Below are 20,415 nucleotides of genomic sequence, written 5' to 3'. Positions count from 1 at the left end.
ACAGCTCCAAACAGAATAACTATCTTTTATACACATTATAAATAATATAAAAAGTTGATTTACAAAGTTTATATGCGGTAAACTTATACAGATGTTCTTGTTCTTACTTTTAAAATTTTAGAATAAATATTTTGGTGCATTACAAAATTAAAAATATATTTAGAAGGGTTCTATTATGCAAAAATCAATTGCTAAAAATATTATATACAAAATTTTATTAAACATTTTCAATGTCATACTTCCAATTCTTGTTGGCCCCTATGCTTATCGTACACTAGGTGCCTCTTCGATGGGGAAAGTGAACTTCTCTGAAACAATTTTTACTTACTTCTTCATTTTTGCTGTATTTGGCATCCATCAATATGGATTAAGAGAAATTAGTGCCATTAAGGATAATAAAAAGAAATCTGAACAATTATTTACTAGTTTATTTATATTAAGTATCTTCACGAATTTATTAACATTTGGAGCATATTTACTATTTAGTTACTTCGGATATGCGGAAAAAGGTTTATTTTATATCCTCCTCATATTTGGATTTAACTTTATTGCAAATATTTTTTATGTAGAGTGGCTAAATGAAGCCTACGAAAATTTCGACTTTATTACATTAAAGACCATCATTGTAAAATTAATTTATGTCGTAATGCTTTTTATCTTTGTACAAACTGCTCAAGATTTTTATCAATTTACAGGACTATTAGTACTTTCTAATTTCTTAAATAATATTATTAGTTATATATATATAAGACGCACTGTAAAATTCGATTTTTCAAATATTACTATCAAAAAACATTTAAAACCATTATTATTAATCGCCATCTTCTCAAATGCGCATATACTTTATACTCACTTGGATCGCTTCTTCCTTGGAGAATACGTAGGCGAAAAATATGTTTCTTTCTATGTAATGGCTTTTCAAATTATGTCTATTATTAACTTACTCATGTTAAGCGTTATACAAGTAACCTTACCAAGGCTTTCTTACTTATCCGAAGGTGATGATGAAACAGCATATGATAAATTATTAAATACAATATCTCAACTTTATTTCATCACCTTATTCCCAGCAGCTATAGGAATTATCATTGTCTCGAATTTAATTGTTGTAATCTATGGCGGCGCACAATATGCTGCTGCTGGACCTACATTGGCTATTTTTTCTGTTTACATGGTTATATTAGGTATCCAATCCATTCTTGGAAATCAAATTATGTACATTAAACGTAAAGAACATATATTGGTACGTGCGCTATTAGTATTTGGGGTTATAAATATTATACTTAAAGTAATACTGCTAAAGATCAATTTATTTACACCAACGACAGCAACTTTGACAACAACAATTGCAACGCTATTACTTGTTGTGTATATATATTTTTATATCAAAAAATCTTTAAAGGTAAACTATCACCTATTTACGATGGCCAACTTTAAATATTTATTCTATTCCCTTACATTCTTTCCAATTTCTTATGTAGTTCAACTATACGTGTCAGGAACAATTCCTTTATTTCTAGCATTAGTTGTCACAAATGGACTTGCATATACTCTATTGCTATTCCTGACAAAAGATGAAATCTTATTCATGGCTCTTTCTAAGTTAACATCTAAATTTAAAAAATCTTAAAGACGTAATAAAAAGAGACGTACCATTCACTTTTGAATAGCACGTCTCTTTTCTTATTTTTAAACTTATAAAAACTGTTCTCATTATAATATTTCAACATTGAGTTGATTCCAATTACTTCTTCAGTAAACTCTTCGCAATTATACGTGTCAGGAGACCTTTATCCATCAATAAAATAGAACAAAATTTAGGGGAAAATAACATTTTTATATTCCATAAACCATGCTTCGTTCCTTTAAGAATCATATCAAGCCATAGAAATTGGAATATTTGCTTAATATTTTCATCCTCTTTGTTAGCCTTATGATATTGTTCTTCTAATTGGCGTTTTACTTCTAATAATTCTTCTTTCGTTAATGTACCCCTTGCAAATGGTACGCGATTAAATTCAATTCCAATACGAGATAAAGCCTCTGTAGAAATCTTTGCGGCCATAACCTCTTGATCGGAGGCATTAAGACTACTTACACTTGTTTCTGACCAACGATAATTCAATAGTGGCTCCTCTAAGTTAATTACTTTATACTTCTCACTTAATCTCTGGAACAACTCATAATCTTCAGCATGTAAGTAATTCAAATCATAATAAATATTGTGTTCTTTTAAAAATTCCGTGCGCATCATCACAGATGGATGAATCATACAGCTTCGAACATATAAACAATTTCTAATTAATTCCGAAGAACCTGAAATTTGCCACGGTTTTCGATTCTGACCTATAACTTTAACACCCGTTCCACAAACTGCAACATCAGGATGCTTCTCCATATACTGCAATTGAATTTCTAAACGTTTTGGATCTGCTATATCATCACAATCCATCCTAGCAATATATTCCCCTGTTGCTAAATCAATTCCCTTATTTAATGTCTTAATCAACCTTAAATTCACTTCATTTGTCACTATTCTTATTCGTGAATCACTATAGGAATTCAAAATCTCCATACTACTATCTGTTGATCCATCGTTTATAATTAATAATTCAAAATCTGTAAAAGTTTGGTTCAAAATACTATCAACAGACTCTCTTAAATATTTTTCACCATTATATACAGGCATTAGTACCGTAATTTTTGGCATTGTTGACCTCCATAAAAAAGAATTTAAAATTGTTTCATATTATATAATATATACTTTAGACTCACCTTTCCATTTAAACCAGATATGTCTATTTTCCACATATATAACGATATCCGGTAAAGCACTAATATAATTTTTTATTTTTTCTAGTGTATATTTCATATTTCTCTTCACTTAGTATAGCAGGTTCCCCTATTAAATATAGTACCTCTACAAATTATACAGTAACCTAATTAACTTCAACATATTTATACCTTAATTATCATTTGTTCATTTAAATTAAAAAATACCCAATAATATACATATAAAAACATAATAATCCATCCGATTTTCTGTATTTCATCTATAAAAATCCGGAAAATGAATAATGTACCTTTTTGAAATAATAGCATTATATCACAGAATTTAGTATCATGATTCAAGGTACTATTTCAAGTTGGACGGAGGATACTATGAGCTTATTAACAGTTGAAAAATTAGGACATACATTTGGCGATCGTACATTATTTAAAGATGTATCTATGCGATTACTAGCAGGTGAGCACGTTGGATTAGTTGGTGCAAACGGTGTTGGTAAATCAACATTCATGAATATCATTACTGGTCAGCTTATTCATGACCAAGGTCGTGTAGAATGGACACCGGGCACACATTACGGTTACTTAGATCAGCATACTGTTTTAACGCCTGGACGTACAATTCGTGACGTACTAGCGGATGCATTTTTACCGTTATTCGAAAAGGAAAAAGCTTTAAATGAAGTTACAGAAAAAATGGGAACTGCTACACCAGAAGAGCTAGAAGAACTTCTTGAGCAAATGGCAGAAATACAAGATGCACTTGAAGCAGGTGGTTTCTATTTACTAGATATGAAAATTGAAGAGGCTGCACGTGGTCTTGGAATTGATGCAATTGGTTTAGATCGTGATGTTTCAGCACTAAGCGGTGGACAACGTACAAAAGTATTGCTTGCAAAGCTATTACTTGAACAACCAGAAGTGTTATTACTTGATGAACCTACTAACTATTTAGACGTTGAACATATTCATTGGTTAACAAATTATTTAAAAGAATACCCACATGCATTCTTATTAATTTCTCATGATACGGAATTTATGAACAAATGTGTTGATGTTATTTTCCATCTAGAATTCACAAAAATGACACGCTATACAGCGACATATGAAAAATTCCTAGAACTAGCAGAAATCAATAAAAATCAACATATAAACGCTTATGAAAAACAGCGCGAGTTTATCAAAAAGCAAGAAGATTTCATTGCAAAGAACAAAGCCCGTTATTCAACAACAGGTCGTGCAAAGAGTCGTCAAAAACAACTTGATCGCATGGAACTTATTGATCGCCCAGAAACAGCAATTAAACCTGAATTCTCATTTAAAGAAAGTCGTGCAAGTAGTCGCTTCGTCTTTGAAGGTGAAAATGTAGAAATTGGATATACACATCCACTACTACCAAAGCTATCAATGACAATTGAACGCGGTGAAAAAATTGCTATCGTTGGATGTAATGGTGTTGGTAAATCAACGTTACTAAAAACAATCTTAGGTAAAATTAAACCTCTAAGCGGTAAAACAAGCCTTGGGGACTTCTTAGAGCCTGCATACTTTGAGCAAGAGGTTAAAGCTGACAATATAACACCAATTGATGATGTATGGAATACATTCCCTGGCTTAGACCAGCATCAAATTCGTGCGATGTTAGCAAAATGCGGATTAAAAAATGAACATATTTCTCGCCCGTTAAGTCAATTAAGTGGTGGAGAACAAGCAAAAGTTCGTTTATGTAAACTAATGGGTGAAGAAAGTAACTGGCTACTATTTGATGAGCCGACAAACCATCTTGATGTGACAGCAAAAGCAGAACTTAAGAAGGCTATGAAAGCATATAAAGGAACAATCCTCCTTGTATGTCACGAACCAGACTTCTATGAAGATTGGATTACAAAAGTTTGGAATGTAGAAGAATGGTCTCAAAATAAAAATTAATAGATATAAGATTTTCATCCATATTTTATGCTATACTATACTTTGCGTGACAACATCTTGCTCTGTTGTCACGTTTTTTATAGAGTAAGATTTTATTAATGCTGGGGGCTATATTATGCTTTTTAATTCTTTTGAATTTATGCTTTTATTCTTGCCTATAGCAGTAATTGGATATTTCCTATTGCAAAAAGTTAACAAAAATTTCGCGAAACTTTTTTTAGTAGGTATGTCCCTTTACTTTTATGCATATTTTGAGGTGAAATACCTATTGCTAATAGGAGTTTCATTATTTACAAACGCATTTATAGGCCAACAAATTATACAAAAAATCAATCAAAAAACCCGAAAAGTATTTTTAATAGTTGGTTTAGTATTTAACATCTCATTACTGGGATACTTTAAATACTCTGATTTCTTCTTAGATAATATAAATACCCTATTTGGAACTGATGTACCTTTATTAAAGTTATTACTGCCTTTAGGCATTAGTTTTATTACCTTCCAAAAGATAGGTTTTTTAGTAGATTGTTATAAGAGGGAATTAACAAAGTTTAATTTTATTGATTTTTGCTTGTTCGTAACGTTTTTCCCGCAACTTATTGCAGGACCCATTGTCCATCATAGTAAGGTCCTCCCTCAATTTCAAGATGAATCTAAAAGAAGGCCGAATATTGAAAACATTACAAAAGGACTTTACATATTCGGAATTGGTCTTACTAAAAAAGTAGTAATTGCTGATTCACTAGCACAATGGGCTGATTTTGGCTTTAGCAATGTAAATCAACTATCTACGACCGATGCATGGGTTTCATCACTTGCGTATACATTACAACTGTATTTTGATTTTAGTGGATATTGTGATATGGCAATAGGTGCAGCGTTGTTATTCAACATTATACTACCAATTAACTTCTTCTCTCCTTATAAATCTTTAAGTATTCAAGATTTTTGGAGACGTTGGCATATGACATTAGGACGATTTTTCACCCAATATGTATATATTCCATTGGGTGGGAGTCGAAAAGGGCAAATTCGTACTTATTTAAATTTATTTACAATTTTTCTTATAAGTGGAATTTGGCATGGCGCTGGATGGACGTTTGTCATTTGGGGCGTTTTACACGGATTAGCTATTGTAATACATCGATTATTTAAAAACTTAGGTGGAAAAATGCCTAAATTTATTGCTTGGATTTTAACAATGGGATTTGTACATGTAACATGGGTGTTCTTCAGAGCTACTTCTGTAGAAGATGCATTAACTATGTTAAATCGCATGTTCAACGTAAATTACTTACACATCCAAACAGCACTTATTCAATTCCGTCCAGAAACATTAACTGGTGTGTCTATAATGGATAATTTAATTTATTCAATTTGTAATTTATTCCCGTTCCAAGTGACTGGTGATCATTTTAACTTCCAAACTATTTTATACCTAGCAATTGGAATCGCTATTGTATTATTTACAAAAAATTCTATAGAAAAATTAGAATCTTTCCGTCCAAAACCGATTTATGCTCTTGCATTAGCTAGCATGTTTATACTTTCTTTGATGTATTTAAATCGTGTAAGTTCATTCTTATACTTTAATTTCTAATAACCGTAGGTGAAAAATATGTATAAACGTTTTATATGTTGGTTTATTATATTCCTTTTCATTTTATCTGGAATAGTTTGCTCTATTGTTTATAAGCTTGACCCATTGTATGTATATAAATTTAAGAAGAACGATTATTTTTATGCTACTGAACGCTATCAAATGCCTGGACTTATTAAACATATGGATTATGATACCTTATTTGTAGGAACTTCTATGGGAAGAAACTTCCTTGAACCTGACGCTAATAAATTACTTCATACTACCAGCTTTAATGGCTCTCTTCCAGGTTCAACAGCTAGGGAACAAAATATGACAGCCCAGTTAGCTACGCATTCAAAAACTGTTAAAAATATTATTTGGGAGCTTAATTTATATTCATTCTCTGGAAAACCTGAATGGGTATCAGAAGGTGCTTCACCATTTCCAACTTACATGTATGATACAAATAAGTTGAATGATATCCAATATTTAATTAGCCCGTATTCTCGAAAAATAGCATTGCAGAATATGAAGTTAAAACTAGATCCAACAAAATCTCCACAGGATCCCCACTGGCTATACAAATTTGGAGATGACGAGCCAAATTTCTCAGTAGATATAGCTAAAAGGGTTGTTGACGGAACACCTCATCAATCAATCAGCGATGGTTGGTATCATGAACAAATGCTTAAATCTTTTGATTCTAATATTATTGAATTTGTAAAACAAAACCCGGAAGTACAGTTTACATTTTTCTATGCGCCATATCCAGTAACATATCACGTAGTTATGGATAAAAACGACTCAAAGCATACTAAGGAAAATATGTTATTTAAAAAAGAAGTATACACTAAATTAGCACAACTAAAAAATGTAAAACTCTATGATTTCCAAGATCAAAAAGAAGTTACGTATAATCTTTCTAATTATATGTCTGACCAAACGCATTATTACAGATATATAAATGATTGGATTGTAAAACAATTAGCTACAACTGAACCGATTACTAATAAACGAGATTACGAACAAAGATTAACTAACTTCTCTAATGAAATACGGAATTTCGATACTTCTAAGCTAGTGAATTCAGATGAAAGACCTAAATAATAAAAAGGTAACAATGAAAACTATCATTGTTACCTTTTTATATTGTAATAGCCCATAAGCCTCAAACGGAATTCTTTTAAAGTTGGATATGCCTCTAAATTGAACAACATCCCTTGGATAACCGGAATTCTTGGATTTTGCATCCTCATTTCTGCCTCCAAAACATCTAATGTAACAAGCAATTCCTCATCTTCTAATTGATCCGCTAAAGTACGTTTAAACACAATAATTTCTTTTAAAAAATTTTCCTTAACCTGCTCCTTAATAAGCTCTGATTTACAAAGAAATTCTCCAAACCTTTCTTCATGTAACACAGGTTCTTCTGAAGATTTTACCAATCCATCTACTAAATGATCCACTCTTTTCAAAATAAAAGCCGAGACGTAAGATAAGTCTATTTCTGGCGCTTGTAAAATAATTAGTTCTAAATATCCCCGGCATATGCCTTCTACCATAATGACTAAATCTAATAAATATGGCATAACCTTATCACCATAAATAGACAGTAAACTATTCCGATAAAATGCGTGAGACTCTAACTTCATCCGCATCATAAATTCTTCTACTTCTTTATTAAAAGGAATCGCATTTTCCCTTGCATGCATAATAATAAATTCTTTATGCTTTTGTATATCATTAAACTGGCAATGCAATTGTTTTGCAAATTTTTCACGTGGCAATAACGACTCTTTTTCAATATCCATCATTTTGTTTTGAATCTTGTCATAGTAATATCGAAGTGTCGCTAATAAAAGTTCCTCTTTTGATTTAAAGTATAAATAAAAGGCTCCCTTAGATATGCCACAAGCTGTCACAATTTCCTGCACTGATGTCGCATTTACACCCTTAGTCGCAAATAACTTCATAGCCATCTCTATAATTAAGCGCTCTTTTTCTTTCATATCATGTCTCTCCTAAATTTAATCTCGCATCTTATTATGAATGTATTATACCATCCCTTTTCATTGACGGCTGACCAATCAGTCAGTTATATTATGTATTAGACTGACCAGTTGGTCAATATAATACAAAGGGAGCGCAAACATGAACAAAATTATTAATTTTTCGTTAAAAAATAAGTTCGCAGTTTGGCTACTAACCATTATCGTTACCATTGCAGGTATTTATTCTGGGCTGAATATGAAGCTGGAAACAATTCCTGATATTACAACACCTGTTGTAACAGTAACCACGGTTTATCCTGGTGCTACACCAGAAGAAGTAGCTGATAAAGTTTCAAAACCGATGGAAGAGCAACTGCAAAATTTAAGTGGTGTAAACGTTGTTAGTTCATCATCTTTTCAAAATGCATCTTCCATTCAGGTAGAATATGATTTTGATAAAAATATGGAAAAGGCTGAAACAGAAATAAAAGAAGCTCTCGCAAATGTGAAACTGCCAGAAGGCGTAAAGGACCCGAAAGTTTCACGTGTGAACTTCAATGCCTTTCCTGTAATTTCATTAAGCGTAGCAAGTAAAAATGAATCTTTAGCTACCTTAACTGAAAATGTAGAAAAAAATGTTGTTCCAGGATTAAAAGGACTTGATGGGGTCGCATCTGTTCAAATTTCAGGTCAACAAGTAGATGAAGTACAACTTGTCTTCAAAAAAGATAAGATGAAAGAATTAGGTTTAAGTGAAGATACTGTAAAAAATGTAATTAAAGGATCGGACGTATCTTTACCACTTGGTTTATATACATTTAAAGACACAGAAAAGTCAGTTGTTGTAGATGGAAATATTACAACAATGAAAGCATTAAAAGAATTAAAAATCCCTGCTGTTCCTTCATCAGCAAGCGGTCAAGGTAGTCAAAATGCCGGAGCTGGTACACAAGTGCCGCAAATGAATCCAGCCGCTATGAACAACGGGATTCCGACAGTTACATTAGACGAAATTGCTGATATTAAAGAAGTCGGAAAAGCGGAATCTATTTCTCGAACAAATGGAAAAGAAGCAATTGGAATTCAAATTGTAAAAGCGGCTGACGCGAACACAGTTGATGTTGTAAATGCTGTTAAAGATAAAGTAAAAGAACTTGAGAAAAAATATAAAGACTTAGAGATTATTTCAACATTCGACCAAGGTGCACCTATTGAGAAATCAGTAGAAACAATGCTGAGCAAAGCCATTTTTGGTGCTATTTTTGCGATTGTTATTATTATGCTGTTCCTACGAAATATCCGAACAACATTAATCTCTGTCGTTTCCATACCACTTTCTTTATTAATTGCTGTATTAGTCATAAAGCAAATGGATATTACACTTAACATTATGACGCTTGGAGCAATGACAGTCGCTATCGGGCGCGTTGTGGATGACTCCATTGTTGTTATCGAAAATATTTACCGACGTATGTCGTTATCAGGAGAGAAACTACGCGGGAAAGATTTAATTCGTGAAGCTACGAAAGAAATGTTTATTCCGATTATGTCTTCTACCATTGTAACAATTGCTGTATTTTTACCGCTTGGACTAGTAAAAGGTATGATTGGTGAAATGTTCTTACCATTCGCCTTAACTATCGTCTTCGCTTTATTAGCATCGTTACTAGTAGCAGTTACAATCGTACCGATGCTAGCTCATTCTTTATTTAAAAAAGAGAGCATGAGAGAAAAAGAAGTACATCATGAAGAAAAACCAAGTAAATTAGCAAACGGTTATAAACGTATACTTGCATGGGCTTTAAATCATAAAATCATCACATCAAGTATTGCTGTCCTTCTATTAGTTGGTAGTCTTGCACTTGTTCCAATTATCGGTGTAAGTTTCTTACCATCTGAAGAAGAAAAAATGATTATTGCAACGTACAACCCTGAACCAGGTCAAACGTTAGAAGACGTTGAAAAAATTGCAACGAAAGCTGAGAAGCACTTCCAAGATAATAAAGACGTCAAAACAATTCAATTCTCATTAGGTGGCGAAAACCCAATGAGTCCTGGTCAATCAAATCAGGCAATGTTCTTCGTACAATATGATAACGACACGAAAAACTTCGAAAAAGAGAAAGAACAAGTCGTTAAAGATTTACAGAAAATGTCTGGAAAAGGCGAATGGAAAAACCAAGACTTCGGAGCAAGTGGCGGTAGTAACGAAATCAAGTTATACGTTTACGGAGATAGCTCAGAAGACATTAAGCCTGTCGTAAAAGATATTCAAAACATAATGAAGAAAAACAAAGACTTAAAAGATATAGACTCTAGTATTGCAAAAACATACGCAGAATACACTTTAGTCGCAGATCAAGAAAAGCTAAGTAAAATGGGTCTAACGGCTGCACAAATTGGAATGGGACTTTCTAATCAACATGATCGCCCTGTTCTGACAACAATTAAAAAAGACGGTAAAGATATCAATGTATATGTAGAAGCTGAAAAACAAAATTATGAAACAATCGATGACTTAACAAATCGTAAAATTACAACGCCGCTTGGTAGTGAAGTGGCTGTAAAAGATGTGATGACTGTAAAAGAAGGAGAAACTTCGAATACAGTGAAACACCGCGATGGCCGTGTTTATGCGGAAGTAAGTGCAAAACTAACATCTGATGACGTTTCAAAAGCATCCGCCGCGGTTCAAAAAGAAGTAGATAAAATGGATCTTCCTTCTGGCGTAGATGTTTCTATGGGAGGCGTTACAAAAGATATTGAAGAATCATTCAAGCAACTTGGCTTAGCGATGTTAGCTGCGATTGCTATTGTATACTTCGTTCTTGTCGTGACATTTGGCGGTGCTCTTGCACCATTCGCAATTTTATTCTCGCTACCATTTACAATCATTGGAGCCCTTGTTGCCTTATTAATCTCTGGTGAAACGTTAAGTGTCTCTGCAATGATCGGTGCCCTTATGTTAATCGGTATCGTTGTAACAAACGCAATCGTGCTTATCGACCGCGTTATTCATAAAGAAAATGAAGGTCTATCAACACGTGAAGCTTTATTAGAAGCTGGTGCAACACGCCTTCGCCCGATTTTAATGACTGCAATTGCAACAATCGGTGCTCTTATCCCGCTCGCATTAGGATTTGAAGGTAGCGGCTTAATTTCTAAAGGACTTGGTGTAACAGTAATTGGTGGATTAACAAGTTCAACATTATTAACACTTCTTATTGTTCCAATCGTTTATGAAGTATTAAGCAAGTTTAAAAAGAAAAAAGTAAAGTAACAAAAAAATAACCTCGCTAACTGCGAGGTTATTTTTTATTTCCAAACAAGATTAGGAAATCACCATAGCCTTCCTTTTCTAATTCCTCTGTTGGAATAAATCGAAGAGCTGCTGAATTTATACAATAGCGAAGTCCATTTGGCCCTGGACCATCTGGAAATACGTGGCCGAGATGTGAATCTCCTTCCTTACTTCTCACTTCTGTACGCGTCATATTATGACTCACATCCATTTTTTCCTTCACACTAGCTGACATAACTGGCTTCGTAAAACTAGGCCATCCACATCCACTATCAAATTTATCTAGAGAAGTAAACAAAGGTTCACCTGAAACGATATCTACATAAAGACCTTCTTCTTTATGATTCCAATACTCATTTCGAAATGGTGGTTCTGTACCATTTTCCTGTGTTACATAAAATTGCATCTCACTGAGTTTTTCCTTTAAATGAGCATTATCCTTTGGCCAATGTTGCTTAATAAACGCATCTCGCCCTGAGCCCTTACGGTATAACTCGTAGCGGAATTCATTTTTCTTATGATATCCTTGGTGATATTCCTCTGCGGGATAAAACGTAGCAGCTGGCAATATTTTTGTCGCAATCGGCTTTGAAAAGCGCCCACTCCTTGCAAGCTCTTCTTTTGAAGCCTCTGCTTTTTTATGTTGTTCTTCATTATGATAAAAAATCACTGTTTCGTAAGACTGTCCGCGATCGTGGAATTGCCCGCCTACATCAGTCGGATCAATTTGTCTCCAATATATATTTAATAACTCCTCATACGGCATTTTATTTGCATCAAATGTAATTTGTACTGCCTCATAATGTCCCGTCGTTTCTGAACATACTTCTTTATATGTTGGATTCTCTTTATGACCACCTGTATAGCCAGAAACAACCTTTATAATTCCTTCCACCTCTTCAAATGGCGAAACCATACACCAGAAGCACCCTCCAGCAAATGTAGCTAATTCTACCTTTTCATTTACAACCATTCTTTCACCCCTATTCTATCTTCTCCTTACAGTATGGCATAAGAAACATCATGTTATAAAAGAAAAAGCATCGAACATCGATGCTTTTTTAATCTGTCTCCTTTGTAACGGACAGTAAAACCTCCAATGATTAAAGTTTGACTTTATTTACGAGGTTTTAAGGAATCTTGAAAATGAAAAGTATTATTTATTAGTAGCAAAATAAATATTTATATATTTGCCTTAAAATCTAATTCTAATAATATGGAATTGCAAATACATTTGTTGAAAATAAAATCATAAAGTGTATTAATTTACTTTAAAAGGAGAATTTGTGAAATGAAAAAGTTACTAGTATTACCAGCAATCGCTTTATCTTTAATTGGAACAGGGACAGCTGCAGCATCAGTACCAGAAACGCACATGAATAAAACTCCTGAAGTAACAGAAATTCAGCTAGGAAATGGCGATGATTCAATCATCATGTATTCATCATCAATATTACTAGGGAGTCAAACAGTCTCCTTTGATCATGGCTCTGGGTCCGGTTATTTTTGGAATAAATCTGACGATGACCTTACATTTTGGATTCAAAACACAGGGCCAAGTACTTTACGCTATAAACTTATAAATTCAGCAGGCCATACGCTTTATCAAGAAAGTATAAGTCCAGGGGCGCAAAAAACTCTTTACTTTAGTACTAGTTGGTCAGATTGGGTATCAAGTGGAAAATATACCATCTCTGCATATACTGATCATGGCGGTGTTGATTCATTTAAATTTGCGGCAAGGGCATTTCCAGAAGGGTTTTAAGATTACAAGATATATTTATTTAATTATATATAAATATATATAATTATTAATTAAATTGTCTTTACGTTAATAATAAATAAACCCCCAAATCATGGACACTAAAAAAGTCTATGATTTGGGGGTTTGGTGCATTTTCACGCTCATTCCTCATTAATAATGGAAACGATGATAAAAGTGAGATACAGGAAATGAGCAAAATTATTTTTAATGAAATACAAAGGAGAATTCTTTTGTTAAATTATCCACTTTATAGGGTACAGTTCATTTCTTACTTCACTTTATTTTTTCCCAGCGTCCTTCTCCATTTCATCACTTGTCACATCTAAGACATCTAATAAGAAAATGAAGATTGGAATACCGATAATTAATCCCCATACACCTAAGAAGTGTTCCGAGAAGATTAATACCATAAACGTATAGAAAATTGGTAAGTTTGTTTTTTGTGACATAAACTTCGGATTTAACACGTAACTTTCAAGCGCATGAATGACTGTTACGATAACTAAAATATAAACAACGTACATAATACCGCCGATATTGTAAGCAATCATACAAAGCGGGAATAACGAAATGATAACCCCAGCTACTGGAATTAAACCAAGTAAGAAGATCATTAACGCTAAACCTAATAATTGTGGGAATCCTAATATCCATAATGCAATAACGGATAAAACGCAGTTAACAACTGCAATTAAAAATTGTGCCTCAATTACTTTTCCGAATGAACGTGCAAATTTCTTACCGAAGTACTCGATTTCAGTATAGAAAATTGCAAGTCTGCTCTCTTTAAATTTTGCAGTAAAAGCAACGATACGAGCTTTCTCCAATAAGAAAAATAAACTTAAAATTAAAGAAAGTAACACTTGAAGGCCAAATTTCCCAACATTCGTAATCGATTTATACAAAATGTCAACGCCTTGTCCTACATACTTCGAAAGTTCCATATGATTAACAGCATTAACTGCATACTTAATTAATTCACTGTCCGGTGGGTTTCTTAAAAATACGTTAAATTGATAAATCAATTGTGAAATTTGTATCGTTAATACTGGTAAATATTTAAATAGCGTAATAGCAATTCCACCAATTAACATGACATATAGAAATGCTATAATGAGTTTTCGATTAATGGGCATGAAATGATCTAATTTGCGGGAAATAAACTTTTGGAATCGATCCATTAAATACGTAAGAATAAACGTAATTAAAATTAAATTCAACATACTTTGCAGCCCGTATAACACGAGGGCAAGTATTACTAATACGAGTAACCTCTGAAATCCTTTGCTTTGAAACAGGTTTTTTATTTGCATAATCGACGAGTACTCTCTCCTGTCCTATAAAGTAAAACGTTAATAAGTAGATTTTTCTCTCTTTTCTACTTTTAATTATTCATTCATATTAAGATTTTTATAAGCTCATTATACGCCTACCTTAGCAGATCTATAGTAGCTTACTTCTTATTTTACAATACAATGACCTAATTCAAAACGTATTCTACACAGTATTAATGAAGATTTAAGGAAACTTACATTTTGTCACAATAGGTCTTACCACTACTGTAACATAAAAAGCAAGCTATCAGTAGAAATCTGTCCTACAAATAGCTTGCTTTTCTCATTTTTTAAGTAAGTTTTACTATCCAATGAATGGCATGAACATCGGTATGACAACTACCGTTACAACTCCAACTACTGTTACAGCAATACTTGCCATAGCTGCCTCTACTTCACCCATTTCAATTCCTACTGCCACTCCTAATGCATGACCTGCTGTTCCAAGTGCTAAACCTTTTGCAATTGGATGTTTCACTCTAAATGTTTTTAAGAATAACGCTCCTAATGCGTATACGATGACTGCGTTAAAGATTACTGCAAATGATGTAATTGCTGGTATACCACCAATACTTTCAGAGATTGGTAATGCAATTGCTGTTGTTGCCGCTTGTGGTAACATTGAATTCATTACTGCTGTATCTAGGCCAATTGCTTTTGCAACAATGAACACGACAATTACTGAACAAATAGATCCAACCACGATAGCTGATAAAATTTGCCACCAATATTTTTTCAACTTATCCACTTGTTTATATAATGGAATTGCAAACGCGATTGTTGCTGGCTCTAAGAAAAAGCTAATCATTTTTCCACCAGTATTATATTCTTCGAAAGTAAAGTTACCTACTTTTAAAAAGACAATCCCTAATACCATCGCTACGAATAATGGTGTGAATAAGAAGAACCCTTTTGAATGCTTGAATAATAATGTTCCGATTCCGTATGCGATTAATGAAACGACGATTCCGAAATATGGAGTCATTGTACTTGCCATGTTCATTCCCTCCTAACAATATATACTAAAATGGTTACGCAACTTTTCCGTGTTTGCGTCCTTTATTTACTACTTTCAATTCTTTTGTATCTTCTGTTTCTTTTTTATCTTTTCCTAAAATTAATTGTGCAAATAATCCTGTTACAGCGAGTAAAATAACTGTTGCAACAACAATTACAGTTAAAATTTGTACAAAATATTGTCCCATTACACCAAGAGAATTAATAACCGAAATACCTGATGGGACGAAAAGGAATCCGATAATACCTGTTAAAGCTGTTCCAAGTGATTCAACTTGTTCCAATTTAATAACCTTTAAACATAATAGACTAAATAAAATGACTAACCCGATTACCGATGAAGGCATCGGAATTGGTAAATGTGTTGCAATAATATTAGAAATTAACATAATAGCTGAGAATATGAATGCTTGTGATAAGAAACTATATACTTTTTTCGTACTCATTTTGGCCACCTCTTTCGATTTGGTACCTTTATTGTATAGGATATAATCGCCTCAGTAAGCGTTTACATAACAGAACGTCAAATATACAGAATCAGTTACAAATATAAAAGGATGAAATACAAAAGCTGCTTCTTAAATACGAAGCAGCTTCTTGAGTTCTTTTGCATATGTACGACTAACAGGTACTTTTGATCCTTCTTTCATAATTAAATTATAAGTAGAATTGAACCACGGCTGGATTTCAGTAATATGATTAATATTTGCAATGAAGCTACGATGTACACGCATAAAACTTGCTTGCGGCAACTTCTTTTCCAAAATCACAAGTGTATCGTGTGTTATATATGTGTCCCTCATTGTTTTTACTGTTACTTTTCCATCCACAAGTCCTACATATATAATATCTTCAATATTCACAAGTACGATTGATTCTTCAATTGGTAATGCTAATTTATGCATATCTGCCGTTACATCTGCCCCTTTTATTTCTTGCTTCGTTTCTATTTGCGACTGCTTTTGTTTTTTATACTTCTTTAATGTTTGTACAATACGTTCTTCATCAAATGGCTTTAAAATATAGTCTAACGCATCTACTTCAAATGCTTGCAACGCGTATTGATCATAGGCAGTCGCAAATACAATGGCAGGTGGATTTTTCATCTTCTTTAATATATTCGCGATTTCAAATCCGTTATCATCAGATAACTGAATATCTAGGAAAACAATATCTGGTTTGTTTTTCATTAGCTCTTCTAATGCGTCCTCTACACAATCAGCCTCACCAATTATCTCAACTTCCTTCGTTCTTTCTAATAAATACTTTAGTTCATCGCGTGCTAACATTTCATCATCAACTACTAGTACTTTTAACAATCTTCTCTTCCTCCCCTACTTTTTTTGGAATAACAAAAGTAATCTCTGTCCCCTCGTTTAATTTACTTTCGATATGAAGCATCGTTTCTTTTCCAAATAGCCCAATAAGACGTTCATTAATATTATATAAAGCTGTTCCAGTCCCTTTCTTGGACGAAACTACCATCTTTCCTAATTGTTCTAAACGTTCTTCCTCAATTCCTTGCCCATTATCTTTTACTTCAAAATGAACCATACCCTCTTTTTCAAAAACATGCACTTCCACTTCGCATACTGGTTGCTTCTTCGGGAAAGCGTGTCGCAATGCATTTTCAACCAATAGTTGAAGAACAAATGGTGGTACTAAAGTTGTCTTTAGCTCTTCCTCAATATACACCTTTACTTCATACTTATTTGGAAACCTTGCTTGTTCTAGCGATAAGTATGCTTGTACATGGTTTAATTCTTGTTCTAGTGGAATCAATAACTGACGTGCCCCTTGTAAATTACAACGGAAATACACACTAAGCTGTAATAATAACTTCCTTGCTTTTTCTACATCTGTTCGGCATAAAGCTGATACTGTATTAATCGCATTAAATAAAAAGTGTGGGTTAATTTGTGCTTGTAATGCCTTTATTTCCGCATCTTGCAATAATTTACTTTGCAACTCAGCTTCCCCTAATTCAAGTTGTGTAGAGAATATTTTTGCTAACCCTTCTGCTAATTCCTCTTCCACACGACTTAACTGGTTAGGGTTTTTGAAATACAGTTTTAATGTCCCTATCGTATTTCCATGTGAAGTTAGTGGAATAACAATCGCCGCTTGCAAAGGGCATCCTTCATGTTGACAATTAATGACCTCACGTGATTTTGCTTTCATTATTTTTCCTGTGTGTAACACTTCTTTCGACAAACCAGTTATTAAACTATGTGAAGGAATATGGTGATCTGATGCTAATCCAACATGAGCTAATATTTTCTCTGTATCTGTTAAGGATACCGCATCAGTTCCTGTAAAGCGGTGAATAATTTGTGCCACATGCTTACACGATTCTTCTGTTAAGCCTTGGCGAAAATACGGTAACGTTTTATCTGCAATACGTAATACCTTATGAGTCTGAAGTGCCTTTGCATTCTCTTCCTGGCGCAAAATAGCTTGTATCATAGAAAGTAAAATAAAACTTCCAAAGCTATTTACAAGGATCATTGGTATCGCAATTGTTTTCACAATACTCATTCCATCCTCTACAATTAATAAGATCATAATCATTTCTAAAGAAACGATAAACACACTTAAAACTGCTGAAAATTTAGGCGTAATTGTACGATTATACTTTTTGAAAATGTATCCAATATAACCTGTTATAACCCCCGCTAAAATTGAAGAGATTGCACAACTTAGTGCAGTCGTCCCGCCAAGCATATAACGGTGAATACCAGCAATTGATCCTACTCCAATTCCAACGATAGGTCCGCCAAGCAATCCACTAATTCCAACACCCATAATACGTGTATTCGCGATTGTGCTCGATGAAGAAACACCCTGTAGCCAATTTTCATTCATAATCGTATTACCCGCTATTTCAATCCCAGTGTAATTGCTTACAATTGTAAACACCGAAAAAATACAAATAAGCTTAAGCTTATCTACATAACCATCTTGCTTATGAAGAAGGCGCCTGAATGTTTTAATATGCGAAAGTAAAAATCCTAAAATAACAATAAGTCCGACGCGTTCAATCATCATAAGTACTAAATTTAGCATCTGTGATTCATTCCTTTTTATAGTAGTTAGTTTTATTATCGGAAAATAGTGAAGTGGGCGTCAAGAAGAATGAAATACCTTTTGCAATATTTTACACATAACAATTCCCTCTTTATTTGACAATCTAATAGAAGAGTGCTAAAAATAAAGTAATATAATACAGTCCTTTAACCCAACCCCGTGAGGTTGAGAAGGAAGTCGGAATACAATATACGTATGTTCTTTTCTAGGAATACGTATGCTTTTTTGGCCTTCTCATCATATCAGGTGAGAAGGCCTTTTGTTATTCTTCCATAGCGACTGTAGAAGAAAATAAGGAGGAATAATGATGAACGTCACTACTGATGTACAATCAACAACAGAGGAGACGAAAGAGAAAAGATATAAAACACTATTTGGATCTGCGCTAGGATATGCAGCAGAAGGCTTAGATATGTTGCTCTTATCTTTCGTACTCGTCTACATTTTAAAAGAATTTCATTTAAGCCCTGTTGAAGGTGGGAACTTAACTTTAGCTACTACAATAGGAATGCTAATTGGGTCTTATTTATTTGGATTTATTGCTGATTTATTTGGGCGTATCCGTACGATGGCCTTCACAATCTTACTATTTTCACTCGCGACAGCACTTATTTATTTCGCAACAGATTATTGGCAATTATTAATTCTTCGCTTTTTAGTAGGAATGGGAGTTGGTGGTGAATTCGGAATTGGGATGGCCATCGTAACTGAAACATGGTCGAAAGAAATGCGCGCAAAGGCAACATCCGTTGTGGCACTTGGATGGCAATTCGGCGTACTAGTCGCTTCACTCCTACCAGCATTTATCGTTCCACACTTTGGATGGAGAGCCGTTTTCTTATTTGGACTCATTCCCGCACTACTAGCTGTCTATGTCCGAAAAAGTTTAAGTGAACCGAAAATATGGGAACAAAAACAACGATACAAAAAAGAATTGTTACAAAAAGAAGCGGAAGGTAATTTAACAACTACTGAGGCAGAGCAATTAAAACAAATGAAAAAGTTCCCACTTCGAAAGCTATTTGCAAATAAAAAAGTAACGCTAACAACAATTGGTCTTATTATTATGTCATTCATCCAGAACTTCGGATACTATGGAATCTTTACATGGATGCCAACTATTTTGGCGAATAAATATAACTACACATTAGCAAAAGCGAGCGGTTGGATGTTCATCTCTACGATTGGCATGCTCATTGGAATTGCAACTTTTGGTATTCTAGCCGATAAAATTGGTCGCCGTAAAACTTTTACAATCTATTATGTTGGTGGTACTATATACTGTCTCATTTACTTCTTCTTATTCACAGATTCAACATTATTGCTATGGGGAAGTGCATTGCTTGGGTTCTTTGCAAATGGCATGATGGGAGGATTCGGAGCAATTTTAGCTGAAAACTATCCCGCTGAAGCTCGTTCTACAGCAGAAAACTTTATTTTCGGTACTGGACGTGGTTTAGCTGGCTTTGGACCTGTTATTATCGGATTACTTGCTGCAGGTGGTAATGTAATGGGAGCATTATCTCTTATCTTCATTATCTATCCAATCGGTTTAGTTACAATGCTATTATTTGTCCCAGAGACGAAGGATAAAGTATTAGAATAGATTGAAACTACACAGT

Annotated in this window: 15 protein-coding genes; 7 read left to right on the top strand and 8 right to left on the bottom strand. The window is 33.7% G+C overall.

Going from position 1 to position 20,415, the window contains the following annotated elements; translation table 11 throughout:
• Window positions 1-175: 175 nt before the first annotated feature.
• A complete protein-coding gene (locus tag PDQ40_RS14700; RefSeq protein ID WP_001172390.1) occupies window positions 176-1,630 on the top strand; it encodes an oligosaccharide flippase family protein in 1,455 nt (484 codons plus the stop codon).
• A gap of 114 nt (window positions 1,631-1,744) precedes the next feature.
• On the opposite strand, the gene PDQ40_RS14695 is transcribed toward PDQ40_RS14700, so the two are convergent.
• Entirely contained in the window at window positions 1,745-2,710 is a 966-nt protein-coding gene (locus tag PDQ40_RS14695; RefSeq protein WP_001124449.1) for a glycosyltransferase family 2 protein, read from the bottom strand.
• A gap of 452 nt (window positions 2,711-3,162) precedes the next feature.
• On the opposite strand from PDQ40_RS14695, the gene PDQ40_RS14690 reads away from it, so the two are divergent.
• The 3 genes from PDQ40_RS14690 to PDQ40_RS14680 all read left to right on the top strand — a co-directional run bounded on the left by PDQ40_RS14690 (window position 3,163) and on the right by PDQ40_RS14680 (window position 7,405).
• The gene (locus tag PDQ40_RS14690) at window positions 3,163-4,716 is read left to right on the top strand and encodes an ABC-F family ATP-binding cassette domain-containing protein (RefSeq protein ID WP_000055411.1); all 1,554 of its coding nucleotides are present in this window, start codon (window positions 3,163-3,165) and stop codon (window positions 4,714-4,716) included.
• Between the two features lie 115 nt (window positions 4,717-4,831).
• Complete coding sequence (locus PDQ40_RS14685; RefSeq protein ID WP_000898525.1) at window positions 4,832-6,316, top strand: MBOAT family O-acyltransferase; 1,485 nt, start codon at window positions 4,832-4,834, stop codon at window positions 6,314-6,316.
• 18 nt (window positions 6,317-6,334) lie between these two features.
• Complete coding sequence (locus tag PDQ40_RS14680; protein ID WP_000278073.1) at window positions 6,335-7,405, top strand: hypothetical protein; 1,071 nt, start codon at window positions 6,335-6,337, stop codon at window positions 7,403-7,405.
• A gap of 29 nt (window positions 7,406-7,434) precedes the next feature.
• Here PDQ40_RS14680 and PDQ40_RS14675 read toward each other — a convergent pair whose 3' ends face one another.
• Window positions 7,435-8,307 (bottom strand): TetR/AcrR family transcriptional regulator, encoded by an 873-nt coding sequence (locus PDQ40_RS14675; RefSeq protein WP_270691471.1) that lies wholly within the window; start codon window positions 8,305-8,307, stop codon window positions 7,435-7,437.
• 142 nt (window positions 8,308-8,449) lie between these two features.
• Between PDQ40_RS14675 and PDQ40_RS14670 the strand changes: the two genes are divergently transcribed.
• The gene (locus PDQ40_RS14670; RefSeq protein ID WP_270691470.1) at window positions 8,450-11,569 is read left to right on the top strand and encodes an efflux RND transporter permease subunit; all 3,120 of its coding nucleotides are present in this window, start codon (window positions 8,450-8,452) and stop codon (window positions 11,567-11,569) included.
• Window positions 11,570-11,597: 28 nt separating this feature from the next.
• Here the strand turns inward: PDQ40_RS14670 and msrB are convergent, their stop codons facing one another.
• On the bottom strand, window positions 11,598-12,563 hold the full coding sequence (gene msrB, locus PDQ40_RS14665) for a peptide-methionine (R)-S-oxide reductase MsrB (RefSeq protein ID WP_000261265.1): 966 nt from the start codon (window positions 12,561-12,563) through the stop codon (window positions 11,598-11,600).
• Between the two features lie 318 nt (window positions 12,564-12,881).
• Between msrB and PDQ40_RS14660 the strand changes: the two genes are divergently transcribed.
• Window positions 12,882-13,355 carry a hypothetical protein gene (locus PDQ40_RS14660; protein ID WP_000735636.1) on the top strand — a complete coding sequence of 158 codons (474 nt, stop codon included), beginning with the start codon at window positions 12,882-12,884 and terminating at the stop codon, window positions 13,353-13,355.
• Window positions 13,356-13,633: 278 nt separating this feature from the next.
• Here PDQ40_RS14660 and PDQ40_RS14655 read toward each other — a convergent pair whose 3' ends face one another.
• The 5 genes from PDQ40_RS14655 to lytS form a co-directional block, all read right to left on the bottom strand.
• Complete coding sequence (locus PDQ40_RS14655) at window positions 13,634-14,668, bottom strand: AI-2E family transporter (RefSeq protein WP_001166015.1); 1,035 nt, start codon at window positions 14,666-14,668, stop codon at window positions 13,634-13,636.
• A 325-nt stretch (window positions 14,669-14,993) separates the two neighbouring features.
• A complete protein-coding gene (gene lrgB, locus PDQ40_RS14650) occupies window positions 14,994-15,686 on the bottom strand; it encodes an antiholin-like protein LrgB (RefSeq protein ID WP_000168869.1) in 693 nt (230 codons plus the stop codon).
• Window positions 15,687-15,720: 34 nt separating this feature from the next.
• Window positions 15,721-16,152: an antiholin-like murein hydrolase modulator LrgA gene (lrgA, locus tag PDQ40_RS14645; protein ID WP_061185287.1), complete on the bottom strand. Its 432-nt coding sequence runs from the start codon at window positions 16,150-16,152 to the stop codon at window positions 15,721-15,723.
• Window positions 16,153-16,284: 132 nt separating this feature from the next.
• Window positions 16,285-17,025, bottom strand: coding sequence for a LytR/AlgR family response regulator transcription factor (locus PDQ40_RS14640; protein ID WP_000921833.1), 741 nt, complete (start codon window positions 17,023-17,025; stop codon window positions 16,285-16,287).
• Entirely contained in the window at window positions 17,003-18,772 is a 1,770-nt protein-coding gene (gene lytS / locus PDQ40_RS14635) for a two-component system sensor histidine kinase LytS (RefSeq protein ID WP_270691469.1), read from the bottom strand. The genes PDQ40_RS14640 and lytS overlap by 23 nt, the downstream gene beginning before the upstream one ends.
• A gap of 328 nt (window positions 18,773-19,100) precedes the next feature.
• Between lytS and PDQ40_RS14630 the strand changes: the two genes are divergently transcribed.
• Complete coding sequence (locus PDQ40_RS14630; protein WP_001103431.1) at window positions 19,101-20,399, top strand: MFS transporter; 1,299 nt, start codon at window positions 19,101-19,103, stop codon at window positions 20,397-20,399.
• Window positions 20,400-20,415: the final 16 nt, after the last annotated feature.

It is taken from the genome of Bacillus cereus group sp. Bc061 (assembly GCF_027715825.1).
Lineage (GTDB): Bacteria > Bacillota > Bacilli > Bacillales > Bacillaceae_G > Bacillus_A > Bacillus_A paranthracis.
This window is presented reverse-complemented; position numbering and strand designations above follow the sequence as displayed.